14 protein-coding genes are annotated in these 17,849 nt (G+C 67.0%); 6 read left to right on the plus strand and 8 right to left on the minus strand.

What is annotated here, in order from left to right; genetic code table 11:
• Window position 1: 1 nt before the first annotated feature.
• The gene (locus AC1VVK_RS15030) at window positions 2-1,597 is read right to left on the minus strand and encodes an ArnT family glycosyltransferase (RefSeq protein ID WP_482903599.1); all 1,596 of its coding nucleotides are present in this window, start codon (window positions 1,595-1,597) and stop codon (window positions 2-4) included.
• Window positions 1,598-1,822: 225 nt separating this feature from the next.
• On the opposite strand from AC1VVK_RS15030, the gene AC1VVK_RS15035 reads away from it, so the two are divergent.
• Genes AC1VVK_RS15035 through AC1VVK_RS15045 form a run of 3 tightly spaced genes read left to right on the plus strand, consistent with a single transcriptional unit; the run spans window position 1,823 to window position 4,642 of the window.
• Window positions 1,823-2,971 carry a glycosyltransferase family 4 protein gene (locus tag AC1VVK_RS15035; RefSeq protein ID WP_482903600.1) on the plus strand — a complete coding sequence of 383 codons (1,149 nt, stop codon included), beginning with the start codon at window positions 1,823-1,825 and terminating at the stop codon, window positions 2,969-2,971.
• On the plus strand, window positions 2,971-3,942 hold the full coding sequence (locus tag AC1VVK_RS15040) for an ATP-grasp domain-containing protein (RefSeq protein WP_482903601.1): 972 nt from the start codon (window positions 2,971-2,973) through the stop codon (window positions 3,940-3,942). Before AC1VVK_RS15035 ends, AC1VVK_RS15040 begins: the two co-directional genes overlap by 1 nt.
• A complete protein-coding gene (locus AC1VVK_RS15045) occupies window positions 3,935-4,642 on the plus strand; it encodes an HAD family hydrolase (RefSeq protein ID WP_482903602.1) in 708 nt (235 codons plus the stop codon). Before AC1VVK_RS15040 ends, AC1VVK_RS15045 begins: the two co-directional genes overlap by 8 nt.
• Here AC1VVK_RS15045 and AC1VVK_RS15050 read toward each other — a convergent pair.
• The 5 genes from AC1VVK_RS15050 to AC1VVK_RS15070 all read right to left on the minus strand — a co-directional run bounded on the left by AC1VVK_RS15050 (window position 4,628) and on the right by AC1VVK_RS15070 (window position 11,649).
• A complete protein-coding gene (locus tag AC1VVK_RS15050) occupies window positions 4,628-5,206 on the minus strand; it encodes a sugar transferase (RefSeq protein WP_482903603.1) in 579 nt (192 codons plus the stop codon). The two genes, AC1VVK_RS15045 and AC1VVK_RS15050, sit on opposite strands and share 15 nt — an antisense overlap.
• A 24-nt stretch (window positions 5,207-5,230) precedes the next feature.
• On the minus strand, window positions 5,231-7,555 hold the full coding sequence (locus AC1VVK_RS15055) for a GumC family protein (RefSeq protein ID WP_132384731.1): 2,325 nt from the start codon (window positions 7,553-7,555) through the stop codon (window positions 5,231-5,233).
• Between the two features lie 112 nt (window positions 7,556-7,667).
• A complete protein-coding gene (locus tag AC1VVK_RS15060) occupies window positions 7,668-8,864 on the minus strand; it encodes a glycosyltransferase family 4 protein (protein ID WP_482903604.1) in 1,197 nt (398 codons plus the stop codon).
• Window positions 8,861-10,324: a lipopolysaccharide biosynthesis protein gene (locus AC1VVK_RS15065; protein ID WP_482903605.1), complete on the minus strand. Its 1,464-nt coding sequence runs from the start codon at window positions 10,322-10,324 to the stop codon at window positions 8,861-8,863. The genes AC1VVK_RS15060 and AC1VVK_RS15065 overlap by 4 nt, the downstream gene beginning before the upstream one ends.
• On the minus strand, window positions 10,321-11,649 hold the full coding sequence (locus AC1VVK_RS15070) for a hypothetical protein (protein ID WP_482903606.1): 1,329 nt from the start codon (window positions 11,647-11,649) through the stop codon (window positions 10,321-10,323). The genes AC1VVK_RS15065 and AC1VVK_RS15070 overlap by 4 nt, the downstream gene beginning before the upstream one ends.
• A 337-nt stretch (window positions 11,650-11,986) precedes the next feature.
• On the opposite strand from AC1VVK_RS15070, the gene AC1VVK_RS15075 reads away from it, so the two are divergent.
• From AC1VVK_RS15075 to AC1VVK_RS15085, 3 genes are read left to right on the plus strand one after another with little or no spacing between them, the layout of a single operon-like run.
• A complete protein-coding gene (locus tag AC1VVK_RS15075) occupies window positions 11,987-13,084 on the plus strand; it encodes a sulfotransferase family protein (RefSeq protein ID WP_482903607.1) in 1,098 nt (365 codons plus the stop codon).
• Window positions 13,081-14,463 carry a pectate lyase family protein gene (locus AC1VVK_RS15080; RefSeq protein WP_482903608.1) on the plus strand — a complete coding sequence of 461 codons (1,383 nt, stop codon included), beginning with the start codon at window positions 13,081-13,083 and terminating at the stop codon, window positions 14,461-14,463. Before AC1VVK_RS15075 ends, AC1VVK_RS15080 begins: the two co-directional genes overlap by 4 nt.
• Window positions 14,460-15,653: a glycosyltransferase family 4 protein gene (locus AC1VVK_RS15085; protein ID WP_482903609.1), complete on the plus strand. Its 1,194-nt coding sequence runs from the start codon at window positions 14,460-14,462 to the stop codon at window positions 15,651-15,653. Before AC1VVK_RS15080 ends, AC1VVK_RS15085 begins: the two co-directional genes overlap by 4 nt.
• A 206-nt stretch (window positions 15,654-15,859) precedes the next feature.
• Here the strand turns inward: AC1VVK_RS15085 and AC1VVK_RS15090 are convergent, their stop codons facing one another.
• Complete coding sequence (locus tag AC1VVK_RS15090; protein ID WP_482903610.1) at window positions 15,860-17,098, minus strand: outer membrane beta-barrel protein; 1,239 nt, start codon at window positions 17,096-17,098, stop codon at window positions 15,860-15,862.
• 4 nt (window positions 17,099-17,102) lie between these two features.
• Complete coding sequence (locus AC1VVK_RS15095; RefSeq protein WP_132384737.1) at window positions 17,103-17,708, minus strand: polysaccharide biosynthesis/export family protein; 606 nt, start codon at window positions 17,706-17,708, stop codon at window positions 17,103-17,105.
• Between the last annotated feature and the right edge of the window lie 141 nt (window positions 17,709-17,849).

Raw genomic sequence — 17,849 nt, forward strand, 5'->3', positions numbered from 1 at the left:
GCTATTTATCCGCCATCATGGGAGGCCCGGGACGGCGGAAAAGCCGCAGCTGGCGGTGCTTTCCCTGCCCGGCAAACTCAATGTAGCCATGGGTGCGGGCATAGTCCGCGAAGGCCTGCTCAAGTGGCTCCTCGCCATCGACAAGGATCGCCGGCGGCGGGTCGGCATCAAGGAAGCCGGTGAGCTGCGTGGGCGAGGTGGTGGTGAAGTACGGGCGGTCGGCCGGGGGGAGCAGGTCCGCCACGCGGTAGACGAACTGACCGGCGGCGAATTCGCGGGGGACCGTGAACCCGCCTTCCAGCGCCATACCCGGGGACAGTGTGGCGGCGCGCTCGCCGCCCGAGAAACCGGCGTCGCGCGCCAGCTTGCGGATGTCGCGGTGGAGCGAGACGGTCTCCCATTGCGCCGGGCGGCCAAGCGCCGCGAAGCCGGGCCCCAGCCGCGAGACCGCGCAGAGCAGCGCGACCAGCGCCAGTGCCGCCAGCACCGCGTCGGCGGCGGTGCGGTCGGCAGGCTGGGTGCGCGCGCGCAGCAGCAGCAGCAGGAGCAGCAGGAACGGGATCGGCGGCACGAAATACTGCGGGAACGACGGCGTCGGCACGAAGGCGACGACGAAGCCCATCACTGCCAGCGACGCCGCGAGCACCACCGGCCAGGCGAAGGCCATCCGTACACCCTCGCGAAAGCTGCCGCGCGCCATGGGCAGGGCGATCAGAACCACGAAGCCGGTTATCGTCAGCAGAGTGCCGTTGGCGGCCCAGATATCCTCGGCCAGCAGGACTTTTTGCGCGATCCCGATGACTTTGGGCTCTGACGAATGCGCCCAGTAGGCGGCCTGCGCCTGCGTGAAATAGCGCATGGTGTGGGCGAAGAAGGATTGCGGATCGGCGGCCATGACCAGCAGCACCGGAAGCCCGGCGACCAGTCCTCCCACCGCCAACGGCAGCGTGCCCAGCATCAGCCGCCGCCCGAGCGTTCGCGAGGACGGTGCCAGCAGGGTCGCCAGTGCGAGGAACGGGGCCAGGAATACGTAATTGACCTTGAGCGCGATGGCGGCGGTCGTCAGGATCCCGGCAACAAGGCAGGAGAGCGCCGAGGGCCGCTCCGCATCCAGGCCGGAGATCAGGAAGCCGATCGACAGCAAGGCGAAGGGGATCGGCAGGAAATTGTTGGTCGCCAGCATGCCCGGCGATCCCAGCAGGAGCACATTGGTCATCAGCAGCACGGCGGGCGCGAAAAAGCCCCAGAATCCTGCCTTGGTCAGCCGCGCAAGAAACCACAGCGCGACCAGCGCCAGAACCCAGCCCGCCAGCACCAGCAGCCGTCCGGTCAACAGGAACCGCGCGGTGCCGAAAATCCAGTAGATGCTGCCCAACACCCACGGCAGCAGGGGCAGGTGGTTGTAGCCAAGGTCGCGGTAGATATCGCCGGTTCCCGACAGGGCCGAGACGGTGATGAACAGGTTCTCGTCACGCCCCATCGGATAGGACATCATCCGTCCGGCCAGGCTCACCAGCAGCAAGGCCAGCAGCGCCCAGCACATGACCGAAACGACCCCGCCCCGGGGCGCTGCGACTTGCGTTTCGTCCGACGTCATCGCGTCCCCCGTCATCGTTCGATCCGTTGCAATTCTCGCCGATTGCCCGGCCATGCCGTGAGCGCGATTAGGGCGTAATCACTCTGGATGACGACTGGCTCCCATGCGCATCTGCGGCGCATGATCCCTTCGCCAATAAAGGGTTAGACCGCATGATCGGATCCCGGCGCTGCGGGGCTTGCGGTACTCTGGGCAGATCAGAAGAAAGTACGCAGGCTCTCCTTGGTGCAAAATCTCGAACCGTTGCACGTTGCGATACTGGCTTCCGGGCTGGGGGCCGGAGGCGCGGAGCAGGTGATCGCTCAACTGGCGCGGCACTGGTGCGCGGCGGGCCATCGGGTTTCGGTGGTCACTTTCGATAGGCCGGGGGATGCCGTCTACCATCCGCTTCCCGCTGCGACGGGGCTGCACCGGCTTGGCGGGCGGGCCGGGACATGGGGTGTGCTTGGCCGGGTCTTTGCGCTGCGGCGCGTGCTGGCGGCGGAGCGGCCGGCGGTGCTGGTCTCCTTTCTTACCAAGAACAACCTGATCGCCGCGCTGGCGACATTGGGCACCGGCACGCGGCTGGTCTGTGCCGAGCGCAACAATCCCGAGCGGCAGGACGCGCATCCCTTGTGGAACCGCGCGTTGGACCTGCTCTACCGCCGCGCCGACGCCATCGTCTGCCAGACCGACGCGGTACGCCGCTGCTTTCCCGCGGCCGTGCGCCGCAAGCTGGTGACTATTCCCAACCCGGTCCCCACGCCGGATGTCTTTCCGACCGCCGATGACACGCGCCGGATCTGCGCGGTGGGGCGGCTCACGCAGCAGAAGGGGTTCGACGTCCTGCTGGGTGCCTTCGCACTCATCGCACCGCGCTTTCCCGGCTGGAGCCTGACGATCCACGGAGAGGGGCCCGACCGCGCCGCTCTGGAGGCGGCCGTGGCCGAACTCGGCCTTTCCGGTCGTGTAGAGTTGCCCGGCCTGAGCCCGGTGCCGCGCGGCTGGATCGCGGAGTGCGACGTGTTCGTGCTGTCCTCCCGCTACGAAGGCTTCCCCAATGTGCTGGGCGAGGCAATGGCGGCCGGCTTGCCGGTGATCGCCGCCAATTGCGATTTCGGCCCCGCTGAGATGGTCGAGACCGGCAAGACCGGCGTGCTTGTCGCGTCCGAAGATACCGAGGCACTGGCCGACGTGCTTGCCGAGATGATCGAGAACCGCGCCGCGCGCGAGCGGATGGGCCCTGCGGCGGTAGCGGCCATGGCGCGCTTCGCGCCGGAGCGGGTGCTGGCACGCTGGGACCAGTTGCTTGCCCGGGTCCTCGCAACCGGACGCAGGCCCGCCTCCGCACCACAGGCCGGGCGCAGCCCAAAACGCGAAGCGGGGTTGCCCTGATGACGCGGAGCACGGTGCGCATCCTGTTCACGTCGGCAGGGCGACGGGTCGAACTCACGCGCTGTTTTCGCCGTGCGGCCGAGGCGCTGGGGCTGCGCGCGGAGATCCACGCCTGCGACTTCTACCCCGACCTCAGCGCGGCGTGCCTTGATGCGGACCGTGCGTTTGCGGTGCCGCGCTGCACCGATCCCGCCTATGTCGAGCATCTGCTGGATCATTGCAGGCGCGAACGCATCGACCTGCTGGTGCCGACCATCGACACCGAACTGGAAGCGCTGGCCCTGACCCGCGATAGTTTCGCCGCAGCGGGGACGCGGGTCCACATCAGCGATCCCGAGACAGTGGCCATCGTGCGCGACAAGGCGCGGACCATCGCGGTGCTGGGCGAAGCGGGCGTGCCGGTGCCGCGCTCGGCCCCGGCGGAACACGTGCGCGTCGCGCCGGGCGAGTGGCGCTGGCCCGCCTTCGTCAAGCCCGTGGGCGGCAGCGCCAGTCGCGGTATCGGCGTGCTGGAAGGCCCGGAGGATATCGCGCTCGCCTATGCCGAACCGATGCTGGTGCAGGAACTGCTGCGCGGGCCCGAATATACCGTCAACATGTACATCGACGCGGCCGGGCGCATGCTCTCGGCGATCCCGCACCGGCGGCTCACGGTACGCGCGGGTGAGGTCGAGAAAGGCCGCACCACCCGCGATCCGCGCTTCGTTGCCATCGCGGCCGGGATCGCGGCCGCGTTGCCCGGCGCGCGCGGCGTGCTGTGCTTCCAGTTGATCGACGATCCCGATCGCGGCCCCAGCGTGTTCGAGATCAACGCGCGGTTCGGTGGCGGCTATCCGCTCGCCGACCATGCGGGCGGGCGCTATGCCGAAAGCCTGCTGGCGGGCTTTGCCGGGCTGCCCGAATGCGCCACCCAGGACTGGCGCGAGGACGTGACCATGCTGCGCTACGACGCGGCGGTATTCCATGGCTGAGGTGGTCCTGCGGGGAGACTGGGTGGTCGTCCTCGATCTGGACGACACGCTCTATCTGGAGCGGGACTTCGCATTGAGCGGCTTCGGTGTGGTCGGGCGCAGGCTGGAGGCCATGCACGGGATCACCGGCTTTGCGGAGGAATGCGCGCGGCTGCTCGAAGCGGGCGTGCGCGGTTCGATTTTCGACCGGGCGCTGGCTGCACTGGGCGCGGCGGATGCGGGAATAGCGGTGGCGGGTCTGGTCGAGGTCTATCGCGGACATCGGCCCCGGATCACACTGGCGCCCGATGCCGCGCGGCTGCTCGATCGGATCGACGGTCCGGCCTCGGCGCTCATCACCGATGGCCCGGCGCGGATGCAGGCTGCCAAAGTGGGCGCGCTGGGGCTGGGCGGACGGCTGGGCAGGCTGGTGCTGACCGGAATGCTGCCGCCGGGTTGCAGCAAGCCGCACGCCATGCCCTACCAGCTCGTAGAGCGATGGTCCGGCCAGTCGCCTTCCGAGCATGTCTATATCGCCGACAACAGCGCCAAGGATTTCATCACGCCGCGCGCGCGGGGATGGCAGACGGTGCAGATCCTGCGCGAAGGGCGGATCCACCATGGCGAGCCGCCGACTTCCGCCCATGCCGCCGATGTCGTGATCGATACGCTGGATGCGCTGATTTTCGAGCGTTCCGGCGTGCGCTCAGTCCGCGCCTGAGGCTAGCGCGACGGCGGGTTTCCGTCGCTCACCGCCCGCCATGACCCACAGCGTCAGCACAAGGATGCGCAAGTCCAGCAGCGGCGAGGCATTGTCCACGTACCACAAGTCCAGCGTGATCTTCTCGTCGAGCGAGAGCAGCGTATTGCCGTTGACTTGCGACCAGCCGGTCAGGCCGGGACGGACCCTGCCGCGCGCCTCTCCACGCGGGCCGAGCCCGGCGATGGTCTCCGGCAGCAGCGGACGCGGGCCGACGAAGGCCATGTCGCCCCGCGCCACGTTCCACAGCCCGGGCAGTTCGTCGAGCCGGCTGCGGCGCAGGAATCGCCCGAAGGCCGTCACGCGCACTTTGTCGGACAGCGGGCGGCCGTCGGGGCCGTTCGCCTCGCGCATGGAGCGCAGCTTGAACATGGTGAAGGATTGCCCGCCCAGCCCGGCGCGCGCTTGCCGGAACAGCACTGGCGAGCCCATCGAAAGGCGTACGCCCAGCGCCAGTCCGGCAATCAGCGGCAGGGCAGGGATCAGCAGGGCGGCGCCGAGCGCCCGGGTCATGAGACGTCGCATGGATCGCACTCTTCCCCGATGCGCTCAGACTTCGGACGGGCGCCAGGAATGGCCGCGGAAGAAGCGACGGATCCGAGCGGCCCAGGCCTCGCGGCCCGCGACTGACGAGGTGTAGTAGCTGGCCGAGTCCGCATAGAACTGCACGGAGTCGCCGTAGCGGCGGCGGGCATGTTCGGCGTAATCGACCTGATCGAAGATCACCCCGCCCACGCTGTCGTCCAGCGATTCCAGCGCGGCGCGCATCTGGTCTCCGGTGGTGTGTCCCCAGCGGGCCACCATCACCGTCTGGTCCGCGAAGTTGCACATGGCGCGGGCATCGCGCACCGCCAGCGTTGCGGGGGCATTGATGATGACAAGGTCGAAACGCTCGCGAAGCTGGCCGAGCAGGATGCGCAGCCGGTTGGAGGACAGCAGCACGGCCGGTTCGGCCACGGGTTCCTTGGCGCTGAGCAGGACGATCTGCCGGGCGATCGCGTCGCTCGAAAGCGGCTCGTCCTGGTCATAGGGGTTGCCCTGATGCGGGATCGCCAGACTGTCCAGTTCTGCACGTCCGCAGACAATGTCCACAAGGTCGGGCGCGCTCGATTCGTTCTGGAGCTGTTGCAGCGCCCCGCGCTTGCGCAAGTCGAGGTCCAGCACCACGGTCCGCTCGCCCAGAGCGATGCCGGCGGCTGCGAGAGTGAGCGAGACAGTGGACTTGCCGTCTCCGGGCAGCGGAGACGTGACCAGTACCACTTGCACGCCAGCCCGTCTCTGCAACCCGCGTACCTCGCTATAGGTAGAGCGGGCGACTTCGGCGAAGAGCGATTGCGGTTCCTTGATGACCGGGCTGTCCTTCGGATCGAAGGAGGTGTCGCGGGTCAGCAGCGGCAGCATGCCGAGGGTCGGCAGGCCGAACTGGCGGCGGATCTGCGCCATGGTCCGCAGGCGATCGTCCAGGAAGTCACGCAAGTAGGCGATCATCAGGGCAAGGAGCGAGGAGCCGACGAAGGCGGTCAGCGCCAGCTTGAACGGCGTTGGTGCCACCGGGTTGTAGTCGGGCACTGCCGGCGAGACGACGGAAGAGGACACGCCTTCCATCTGCATCTGCGCGCGCACCTGTTCGATGCGGGCGGAGATCGACTTGTAGGCCTGATCGTCAAGATCGGCCTGACGCAGCAGCTTGTCGAGTTCCACGCGATTTTCGGTGTTGTGATAGGCCATCGAGCTGAGCCCGGCGACAATGCCCTCCAGACGTGAGGCTTGCGCGGCATCGCCATCGGCTTCGCTGCGCGCGATCTGCGCCATCTGGTCGCCCTTGGCGGCGACATCGGCCTGCGCGGCGGCCTGCACGGCTGCACGTTCGTCAGCTATGCTCTTGTCGACTGCTGCCAGTTCCGAATGCACGCGCTTCACGTCGGGGTGATTGGGGCCGAGGCTGGTGCTCAGCTTCGACGCCTCGCCTACGAGTTCGCCGCGATGGCGTTCAAGCTGGTCGAGCGCGGCCGATGTCACCATTGCCGTGCTCTGCATGGTTGAGGCGCGGGCGATACCGGCGCTACGTGCGGCGGCGCCATCGCGGGCGGCGGTGGCGGCAGCGCTTTGCACGGCGATTCGGTTGATCTGGGCCAGGTCCTCGTCCGTCCCGGCACCGGCAAGCATGTGGTTGCGCTCGCGGAAGTCGGCCACGAGCTGCGCCGATGCCACGGCGGTACGGCCGCGTGCCTGCTGTTCCTGTTCGAGCGAGGCCAGCAGTTCGGAGCGGCGCTCATTGGTCATTGCGCCGCGCAGGGCGCGCACGGCTGGGGGTATCTCGTTGGCGATGTCTGCCGCCAGTTCGGGTGAGCGCGCCACGACGGAGATCTCGATGAGGTCGGAACCGGCCTCGGAATCGATCGTGATCATCGACAGCAGCTTGTTCACGGCGGCCTGAAGCAGCGGCTTGCCGGTCAGGGTGGGATTGCCCATTTCATTCAGGAAATCGGGATTGTGCAGCAGGTTCAGGTCCTTGATGACCTGCTCCGCCGCCGATCCGGACCGGTGCAGACGCACCGCGTTGGCAACGCGTTCGGCATTGCGCGAATTCACGTCGGCCTGGTTGGTGCCCACCTGATCGATCAGTTCCACCTGAACATTGGTGGTGGACTTGTAGAGCGTGGGCGAAAGCAATTGCTGGATCAGCACCGCCGTTGTGGTGATGCCGACGATCAGCAGGATCATCGTGCGATAGCGCATGAAGATGCGCATGAGATCGCGCAGAGAGACTTGCCCTTCCGCCGGGGGGGTATGGTCGTTCCTCGACCGTCCATATGGCAGGGGACGCCGGACAGGGGCGTTGCGTGGGACATCGGGAACGAGTGCGGAAGTCATCTTGGCCCTCCGAAAGGGAAACGCGCAGGGATCACCCTGTTCGCGGATTACGGCGATTATGGCCCCGGCCGGCGGTGAAGCAAAAAGCGCATCGGACGGGGAAGCGGGGCAATCAGGCTAATACCTTTGGTGCGCCGACGGCCCGATTCTGCGGCAGCAGCGCCGCGTAAAGGCTGAGATGGCGGCTTGTGGCGGCCTCGATCGTGTAGTCGCGGCTGGTGGCCAGCGCCCCTTGCGAGAGGCGGTTATGGAGGCCGGGGGTTTCCAACAGGCGCAGCAGGGCGGCGGCCAGTTGGTGAGGCCGTTCGGGTGCGAGAAGGCCGTTGCCGTAGGGCTCCACGAGGTCGCGGTTGCCCGCCACGTCCGTTGCGATCACTGGCATCGCCGAGGCAAAAGCCTCCAGAATCGCGACCGACATGCCTTCATATCGCGAGGTATTCAGGAAGACGTCACTCTCCGCCATGAGCCGGGGCACGTCATCGCGCTCGCCCAGAAAATCGATCATGGTGTCCAGCCCGAGGCTGCGCACGAGCGCGCGCATCTCCTCCAGCTCGCCGCCGCCCCCGGCGATGCGAAACCGGGGTGGCGGGGCATCCGGCATGCGGCGGCGCAGCTGTTCGCGCAGGGTGCGCGCGGTCTCGACAAGAAGGGGGTAGTTCTTCTGGCCCGAAATAGCCCCCACGCTCAGCACGCGGAGCGGGCTTGCCATCTCCGCGCGCGGGGCGGAGGCCGCGAAAGTGGCGGCGGGGGCATTGGCGATCAGCGTGAACGGGCGCCGGGAATGGCGGCGGTAGATATCGGCAACTTCGTGGCTGATCGCGACGTAGTGCGAGACGATTCGGTCGAACAGGCGGAACATCTGCGGTGAAAACGACAGGCGGCTGTTGTGGTGGGTCAGGACCACCGGGCCGCCGAAACCGGCCAGCGCGATCATCGGCAGGGCTCTTGCGGTATGGGCGTGGATCACGTCGGGCCGCTGGGCGCGCAACAGTCGCCGCAGCGCGCGGGCGCCGGCAAACATGCCCCGGCGGTGATCCAGCCCGAGCGAGACGAAACCGCCTCTTTCCGCGATCTCGCGGGCCAGCCGGGCCTCGGTCTGCGTCGAATTGCCCAGCGTCGGGGCGTGGCACAGGGCCACCACCGTCGATGAGGCGCCTTGCAGCGCAAAGTTGCCGTGCAGGTTCGACACCAGCATTTCGGCGCCGCCCGAAGTCAGGCTGTTCAGGATCGACCAGATTTTCACGCGGGGGGCAGAGTCCGGGATCACGCGGGCCATGGTTTCGTCCGGCAGGCGGGCCAGTGAGGTCATGTCCGTTCTTCCGTGGAGGCTTGTGCGGGGGCCTGCGCATGCGCGTCACCGTCGTCCGGGCTGGCCGTTTCGGCGGCAGCCGCGTCGCTCTTGCGATGACGGGAAAGCCCGCGCCACAGGCCGATATCCAGGAACAGCGCGGTCGAAAACCCGAAGGCCACATGGGCATAGTTGGCGGCGATGGCGCCCCAGCGCGGCATCAGCACCAGCGCGACAGTGAAGAACAGCACGGTAGAACCCACGGCGACCACCAGCACGTAAGTCGGCCGGTTCATCGCCAGCAGGCCGGACCGCGAAGGCGCGGCGTGGAGCGTCAGTGCCACTGCGAATAGCTGGGTGAACAGCATCGGATAGACGTCGGTGAAATCGTCGCCGAAGAAGAGCAGCAGCGCCGGATGGCCGATTGCCATGCAGATCAGGATGAAGGCGATCGCGAAGACCAGCAATGCCGATTGCAGGATCCGGACCAGCCGTTCCAGCGCCTTGCGGTCCAGCTTCGCCCAGAGCCGCGCCAGATCGGGGTAGATTACGGTCTGGATCATGTCCCCGGCGGTCTGCGCGAATTTCGCGATCCGGCGGGAGAGGTAGTAGAGGCCCGCCGCCCCGGCTCCGGCGAAGTAGCCGACCATCAGCGTATCGACCTCGTGCGTCAGCGTGCGCAGCGTGGAAGACACGTTGGTGGAGAGCGCGAAGCGCAGGAAACCGGGAAAATCATCGCTGAGGCCGCGCCAACTGACGCCGAGCGGGCTGGGGATCCCCGATTTGCGCAGCGCCTGGAAGCCGAGCGCGTTGAACAGTAGCGAGTCGAGGATCTGCGCCGCCGTCCAGAGCGCGACGAAGGCGACAAGGCCCGCGTGGGCGTGGAGCAGCACCACCGAAAAACCGAGCCGGAACAGGCTTGAGGCCAACTGGACATAGGCCAAAGTGCGGAATCGCCCGCCCAGCCGCAGCGCCGCGCTGGCCATGCCGCGCGGATTGCAGATGATCGCCAGCGCATAGATCGCCACCAGCCCGACGTGATCCTTGCCCAGCCCGAAGGCCTTTCCCGCCACTTGCGCCAGCCCGATGGCCAGCAGCCCGGCGATCAGCGCGCTCGCAAGATCGAGCTTGAGTCCATAGGCATAGAGCCGCGCCAGCCGGTCCACCGAGCCGTTCGCCTCCTCGGCGGCGACGAAGCGGACGAGGGGCTGCCACGACTCGAACCGCACCAGCCGCTCGCAGACGCGGCCGATGGAGAGAACCACGACCATCACGCCGAAGTCGTTCTTGCCCAGCCCGTGAGTCGCCAGCGACAGTGCCGCGACCATCAGCATGCCCGATCCGAAATTGCCGGACAGCAAGTGAGCCATGCTGACGATGCGGGGCCGGATCAGCGTGGAGGCGCACCAGGATTGCCACAGCCGTCCCGCGATGGGCAGCTTCAGCGTGACCTGTCCCGCGTCGTTGCCACGGTCGGTCATGCTCGCGTCAGCGCCCCGTCGAAAAAGCGCTGCCGTTCAAGCCACTCAGCCCGGTGCGCCAGCGCAAAGGCGAGGAATATCAGCATCGGTTCGAACCAGACGCGCGTGTACATGTGCGGCAGGGCCGTGGTGTAGATGAGCAGGATGCCAACCTGGGCCAGGGCAGCCCCCCCGTCCAACGGGTCCTCCCGCAGTATCATGATCGCGGTCATCACCAGCGCCCCCAGTAGCAGCCAGAGGCCGAGCAGGGCGACGATGCCGCCTTCGTTGAGGACCAGCAGGTGCAACTGGTGCACCGGGGCGGCAAAAGCGCTCGCCTTGCGGTAGCGGTCGGTGCCGAGGCCGATAATCAGGTTGTCGTCGGCAAGGCCCCAGGCCTCCTTGATAAGCGCGGCGCGGCCGACGAATGTGCCGGCCTTGTCCGCATCGCCGGTTTCCAGTGCCGTGCCCACGCGCTTCTCGAAGATCGCGGGAACCGGGCCGCCAAGGCTGGCATAGGCCGCGACGAGCAGGACGAGCGGCATTCCGAAGCGGATCAGGTTGGAAAGCCGCGAAAGCGCCAAGAAGCACATCAGGCCCAGCGCGGCGGCGGTGAAGGCTGTGAAGCTGGCGCTGGCCAGCAGCCCCCAGCCGATCGGGCCCAGCATGAGCAGTGCCCAGCCCCAGTGCAGGCGCCGGGCGATCACGGCATGGACCATCATCACCAGCGCGAACGCGCATTGCGCGCCGTTGGGATTGGGCTCGCCCGACATCGCGCCAAGGCGCCCGTTGCCGGTGACGTAGCCGTTGCCCATCACGGTATCGAGGCTGGTGCGGTCGTAATGGAACAGCGTATAGAAGCCGACGATCTGAGAGATCGCCACGCCAATGATGAAGGCGATGATGCAGCGGTGCAGCACGCGGCTGTCGAAACTGGCGAAGGTCATCGGCACGATCACCAGCGCAAAGATGTACTGGCTGCCCACGATCGGCCAGCGGACGAATTCGCCATGGTAGAGCGAGCTGAACAGCAGCGCGCCCAGCATGGTGGTCAATCCCAGCACCCACATCGACGTATAGGGCCCGAGCATCAGCACGCGCAGCCGTCCCTTGAGAACCAGCGCAACCGTGCAGGCGCCCAGCAGCACGTCCGAAAGCGTGATGTTGGCCACCGGCGGGCGCAGCACACGCCAGGGCAGCACCAATGCGGACAGGATGATGCCCAGTGTCAGGATGTCGGGGATCCAGCGGCGCATGGCGAATCGCGAATGCGGTCGCGCGCCCGGCCGGGCCAGCGCCGCGCCGCCGGGCCGGGAGGGAAGCTGGTTCGGGACCGAGATAGCCATGCCGCGATGATGGTCGGCGGGCGCGGACGAGGCAAAGACAAGTATGGCCAGATGCCTGCGCAAAGTTGGTACCCCAACAGGACATCCGGCATGACCGGCAACCCGAATTGGTGACTTGCCGGTATATGTTACGAGAACTTAGTCTGCACCCCGGGCAGCGCGCGATGCGATGCGGAACAAGGCCGGTGCGAGACGGGGCAATCGACTCCTGAAGCGTGCCACCGGGCCGGATTGCCGCCGGACTTTGCCCCTGCGCCTTTCTACCCCTGATTTTTCGCAGTTTGAGTTCGCCCGCTGTTTGAACTTCGCCCTGTGTCGTCACTGTCGAGAGGCCGGCTTGTCAGAGCACCCGTCCGACCAGACCAAGCTAAGGGTCATCTACGTAGCCGGCTACGGGCGTAGCGGGTCGACTCTTCTCGACATCGCGCTGGGTATGCGCGCGGACGTGTTCGGGGCGGGCGAACTGACCGCGCTCGCTCGCCATGCCTGGAAGAACGGCGAATACTGCGCCTGCGGCGCCACGGTCCGCGACTGTCCGTTCTGGAGCCGCGTGATGGTGCGCGCGGATGGCGACGAGGGATCGGCTGGAGACGGAGAAGAGACGCGCGTAATGCTGGAGGAACTAGCAAGGGTCCAGAAACGCATGGAATCGCTTGCCGCGCCGCGCCGGCTGCTGGCTCGGTTCATGCCGAAGTCCCGCAATCGCTACCACTCGGCCAACGCGGCGCTGTTCCGCGCCGTCGGCGAGCAGGTGGGCCACGAAGAGGAAAACGGCGAGGGCGCACGCGGCGAGGTCTATATTCTCGATTCGAGCAAGCTGCCCGGCCGGGCGCTCGCGCTGGCGTCGATGCCGGGCATCGATCTTCACGTGATCCACCTCGTGCGGGATCCGCGCGCGGTGGCGTGGTCGATGTCGCGGCGGCACGCCAAGAGCATCGAGGCGGGTGTGCAGCGCGAATTGCGACCCAAGCCGGCGGCTTACGTCGCGCTGCGCTGGGTCATGGTGAACCTTGTGTGCGAATGGCTGTGCCGCAGGCTTGGCAAGGGGCGGACGATCCGGGTTCGCTATGAAGACTTCGTGGCCGATCCTGAGGCCGTGCTGGAGTCGATCCGCTGCCGCTGCGCGCCGCAACTGGCTTCTACCGTGCAGGATGGCGCTTCGGAGGAAGAACGCGCCGGGTCCGAAACGCTCCATCCGGGGCATCAGGTGGCGGGCAGCCGGCACCGGATGCAGTCCGGGCTGGTGATCCGCGAGGATCACGTCTGGCAGCGCCAGATGCCCGACGCGACTCGCCGGATCGTCACGCGCCTCACTGGACCGCTGCTGCGGCGATATGGATATGTCTCCGGTACCGGGGCGGGAGAGGAGGGCCGTTCGCCGTCCTCACCCCGCGCGGGCCTCGTCGGCAACAAGGGCATGGGAGCAGGCGGATGACGGCAAAGCGCAGGAATGGTGCAGGCCGCAAGGTCTGGCCACTCGCGATCCTCGGCATGGTGCTGGTGGCGGCCTATGCGCTGATACCCACCGATGGCGCCCGGCTGGAGGCGGCCCAACCGCCCACCGTCTCGACGCCGGGCGGCACCAAGTCCTTTCCCGGCGCCATTGGCTGGGGCGCATCGAGCGCCGGAGGGCGGGGCGGCAAGATCATCTACGTGACCACGCTGGCCGATTCCGGTTCGGGATCGTTCCGCGCCTGCGTGATGGCTTCGGGCCCGCGCGTCTGCGTGTTCCGCGTGGCAGGCGTGATCCGCTTCACCACCACGCCGCCGGTGATCGACCAGCCTTATCTCACCATCGCCGGACAAACCGCGCCCGGCAGCGGCATCGTGCTGGCCCATGCCGGGGCCCCGGTGGGCCGGACGCCGCTGGTCATCAAGAACACCCATGACGTCGTGGTACGCAACATCCGCGTGCGCGCCGATCTCCCCGGCGGCAGCCGCGGGTCGGAGGACAGCATCACTATCGAGCACGCGACGAAGGTTCTGGTCGATCACGTCAGCGCCTCATGGGCGCGTGACGAGCTGATCAACGGCTATGCCGATAACGACTATATCACGGTCAGCAATTCGATCTTCGCATGGGGTATCCCGACGCATGACAAGTGCGCGCTGCTGGCCAGCGACCCGACCGACGCGCAGCACTTCAGCTTCATCGGCAATCTCTGCGCCCATAACGGGGACCGCATGCCGGATGTGAACTTCCCGCACGGCTCGTGCCTCGAAGTGGTCGACAACATCTTCTACAATGCCCAGTCGCGCTTTGCCGAAGTGTGGGAACTGTTCGGCGGTACTCCGGTCTCCTTCGTGGGCAACAGCTTCATCGGCGGGCCGAACACGACGAACCTGACGGTCGGCATCGCCCGCGACACCAGTACGTCTATCGGGACGCCAGCAGTGATCTACGCGTGGGACAACCGCTTTGTCGGCGCCTTTCAGGACATGAATGCGGAAGCCGAGCAGGCGCTGGTCAACCAGCCGCCGTGCCCGCTGACGATTAACCCGGCCTCGGCGGTGAACGCCTATACCTCGGTGCTGAAGAAGGCAGGCGCGTTCCCCCGCGATTCCATTGACGATCAGGCCGTCTATGACGTGGAGCACGGATCCGGCCGGATTGGACAGCCGGCGCCGGTGATGCCCGCGCAGACGGCGGGCACGCCTTATCCCGATGCTGACAAGGACGGCATGGACGATAACTGGGAAGTGACGATCGGCGCCAATCCCCGGGTCCCCGATGCCTGGGGAGACGCCAACCATAACGGCGTCTCCAATTTCGACGAGTTCCTGGCCTATCGCGACAAGGTGCTGGGGCTGTGAAGGCAATCGATGCGGGCCAGACGCGGCAGGAAGATATCGCCCCCCTTGTCGCCGTGCGCTCGCATCGGCCGACCGTATGCTATCCGCTGGCCGGGGATGCGCTGGGGGGGAGCCATGTCTCGCTGCGGGGGCTGCTGGACGGGCTCGATCCCTCGCAAGTCGAAGTGCTGGTCGTGCCCGAAGTGCCTGACGGGCGGCTGGCGGCGTTCTTCTCCGGCATCGCCCAGTGCCCGGACCCGGCGCGTCCGACCAATCCCTTTATACCCGGCCGCAGCATCGGCATCGCCAAAGTGCTTGGCACCCTGACCGGATTGCCGAAGCGGGTGCGCTTCCTGAAGGAGCGCGGGGTCGATATCGTCCACACCAACGACGGGCGCAGCCATGCGAGTTGGGCGCTGGCGGCGCGGATCGCGGGGGCACGTCTGGTCTGGCACCATCGCGGCGATCCCGGCGCGCGCGGGTTGCGTTATGTCGCGCCGGTGCTGGCCGACCGGATCGTGGCGGTTTCAGCTTTCGCGCTGCCGCGCGGGCGGCGCGGCGCAGCGCGGACGGCGCGGGTGATCCACAGCCCGTTCGACGTTTCGATCACGGCGGATCGCGAGGCCATGCGCGCACGGATCCTGTCCGAAACCGGCAGTCCGGCGGATACGGTGATTTGCGGGTACTTTGGCAGCTTCGTCGATCGCAAGCGCCCGCTGGGCTTTGTCGAGGCGGTCGAGGCACTGGGCCGGATCGTCAACCGGCCGGTGCTCGGCGTGATGTACGGAGAGCCGCGCGAAACGGAGCTGGACCGGCGGCTGGACGAGCGCATCGCCCGGGTCGAGGCGCCCGCGCGGGTGATGCGCATGGGCTATCGTTCGCCGGGGCATGCCTGGCTGGCGGGGTGCGATCAATTGCTGGTTCCGGCGGTGGACGAGCCGCTGGGGCGTACGCTGGTGGAAGCCATGCTGGTCGGCACTCTGGTTGTCGCGACCGATTCAGGCGGGAATCCTGAGGCTCTGCGCCATGGCTGCGGTGTGCTCTGCCCGCCCGACAGTCCGCGCGCCATGGCATTGGCGGCAGCGGGGCTGTTGGCAGATCCGGCATGGGCGGACACGATGCGCAGGGATGCCCGGACCGCCGCGCGGGGGCGGTTCTCGCAGGCCCGTCATGTCGATGCGATCCGCCAGATTTACGAAGAGCTGATCTGACTGAGTTGGGCCCGGCCGATAAAGCAAGCCCCAAAAAAACCGTCATCCCCGCGAAGGCGGGGATCCCGCTTCTCTTGCGACATGCGAGAGGTTGCAGAAGAAAGCGGGGCCCCCGCCTTCGCGAGGGCGACGAAGGGGTGAAACCGGCGGCTCGTCATCGATATTGGCGATCCGCTATCGGAATCGTCCGAATATCGGGCATTCCCTCAGAACCGTACGCGCAGCGCCACACCGCCCCGGAAGCGGTTGAATTCCAGCGTGGCGCTGTCGCTGGTACGATTGCCGTAGCTCATCGAAGCCGCGACGGACACGTTGCGCATCACCAGATATTCCAGCTCGCCCGATCCGGTCAGGGTCTCCTCGCGGATGCCCGAGCCGGTATATTTGGTGTGCCGGTAGCCGACAGCGACGTTGGCATAGAGATTGTGGCGGATTTCCTGGTTCACGGTGACTCTGGCGATCGTATCGGTACGCTGCGTGGCGCCGACGCGGAACGTGGCGACATCGCCGTTGAACGCATCGAACAGCACGGCGGTACGGCGCGTGGGGTGATAGGTCAGGTTGCCCGCCACCGACAGGCCGGTATGACCCGGAGTGTTCGGATCGTCCGGATTGTGGCGGAACACGCCGACCGAAAGCCCGCCCTCCAGCAGACCGCCGGGCTGGAAGTTGATGCCCAGACGGCCGCCGAACGTAGTGGTGTCGCGCTCGGCGCCGCTGGGCGTGCGGTCGAGCCGGAAGTCCCGCCGGGTGGCGAAGAGCGTGGCGGTGGCGAAGGCCCGGCCGGTCACGCGCAGGCCGAACGTCGCCTGCCCGGCAAATGCCGTGAAATCGCGGTCGGCGTCGATTTGCGACACAGCATTGTACTTGGTGGTATCGAGCAGGACGTCCATCATCGTGCGCGTGGAGACGCGGTGATAGGACAGTTCGCCGCCCAGGCTGTCGATCAGGCGCGGGCCGGAATTGGGATTCAGGCGCGCCTCGGTGTCGCCGCGATCCTCGATCGCCCGGCGCGAAAAGACCGTGGCGTTCAGGTTGGATGTTGGGCCGGTCTGCCAGTGCAGGCCCGCATCGGCCAGCCAGCTTTCGGCGTTCTCGGTGGAATAAGTGGCATAGCGGCGGATCATGCCGCCTGCGTTCAGTTCGAAAGTGAGCGGGGCCGGGGCCGTGCGTACCCGCACTCTGGGCGAAATCTCGAAGCGGACATCGTCCTTGGCGTTGTTTTCGGCCGCGTAGACGTTGCTGTCGTATTCGAACTTGGCCTCGGCGCCGGCGGTAACCTCAAGCGAGCCGATATGATGCGGCAGCGCGCGATATTCCTTGTCGTTGGCGAACACGGCCGGCGCGGTGGAGCCGATCTGCCCCGTCTGCTGGGCCAGCGCATGCTGCGGTGACGCCAGCAGCAGCGGGACCGGGGCGGCGAGCGCGAGTCTCCGGTGCTTCACGCGCCTAGAACCAGCGTTCGTAGACGCGGATCGTATCGCCCGGCAGAACCGGCGTGGTTTCGCCCGCCTTGGACGTCACTTCCTTGCCATCGACCATGCGGGTGATCGCCACGTTGTCCTTCTGCGCCCGGTAGGTATAGCCGCCGGCCGCCGACAGGGCGGAGAGCACGGTCAGGCCCTGGCGATAGGGGAACTGGCCGGGCTGGTTGACTTCTCCGGTGACGTAGAACGGCCGAAGCTCGACCGGCGCCACGTTGACCACCGGATCGCCGGTCATGATGCCCTGCTTCAACAGGGCGGCGGCGATGCCCTGTTCGATCTCGCGATAGGTCATGCCGGCCACGGCGACCTGCTTGACGTAGGGAAGCGAGATCAGGCCGGTGTCTTCCACCGTGTACTCGCCATTCGCGGCGTCGAGATCCTGGACGACGACTTTGATCTTGTCGCCCGCACCCACCCGGTAGGGACCTGCCGGAGTGGATGCGAGCGTAGGCATCGACGATGTGGGCGACGAGCAGCCGCCGAGCATCGAGGCCGAAAGGAAACTTGCCAGCAAGGGAACCGCAAGGGCGGTCTTCCACGGGCGCGGACGATTGCGAAGTGCTGTCATGATATGCTCCCCGACAACCTCGGGCTGGCCCCGCGTACCCACGCACGCATACCCAGTCCCGGAATCATCCCGTCCAGATTACGGGAGATACGGCGAATTTCCTTGGTTATTAAGGGCTATGTCAAAGCACAGTGGGGTGGC

It is taken from the genome of Novosphingobium sp. BL-S-32 (genome assembly GCF_056857055.1).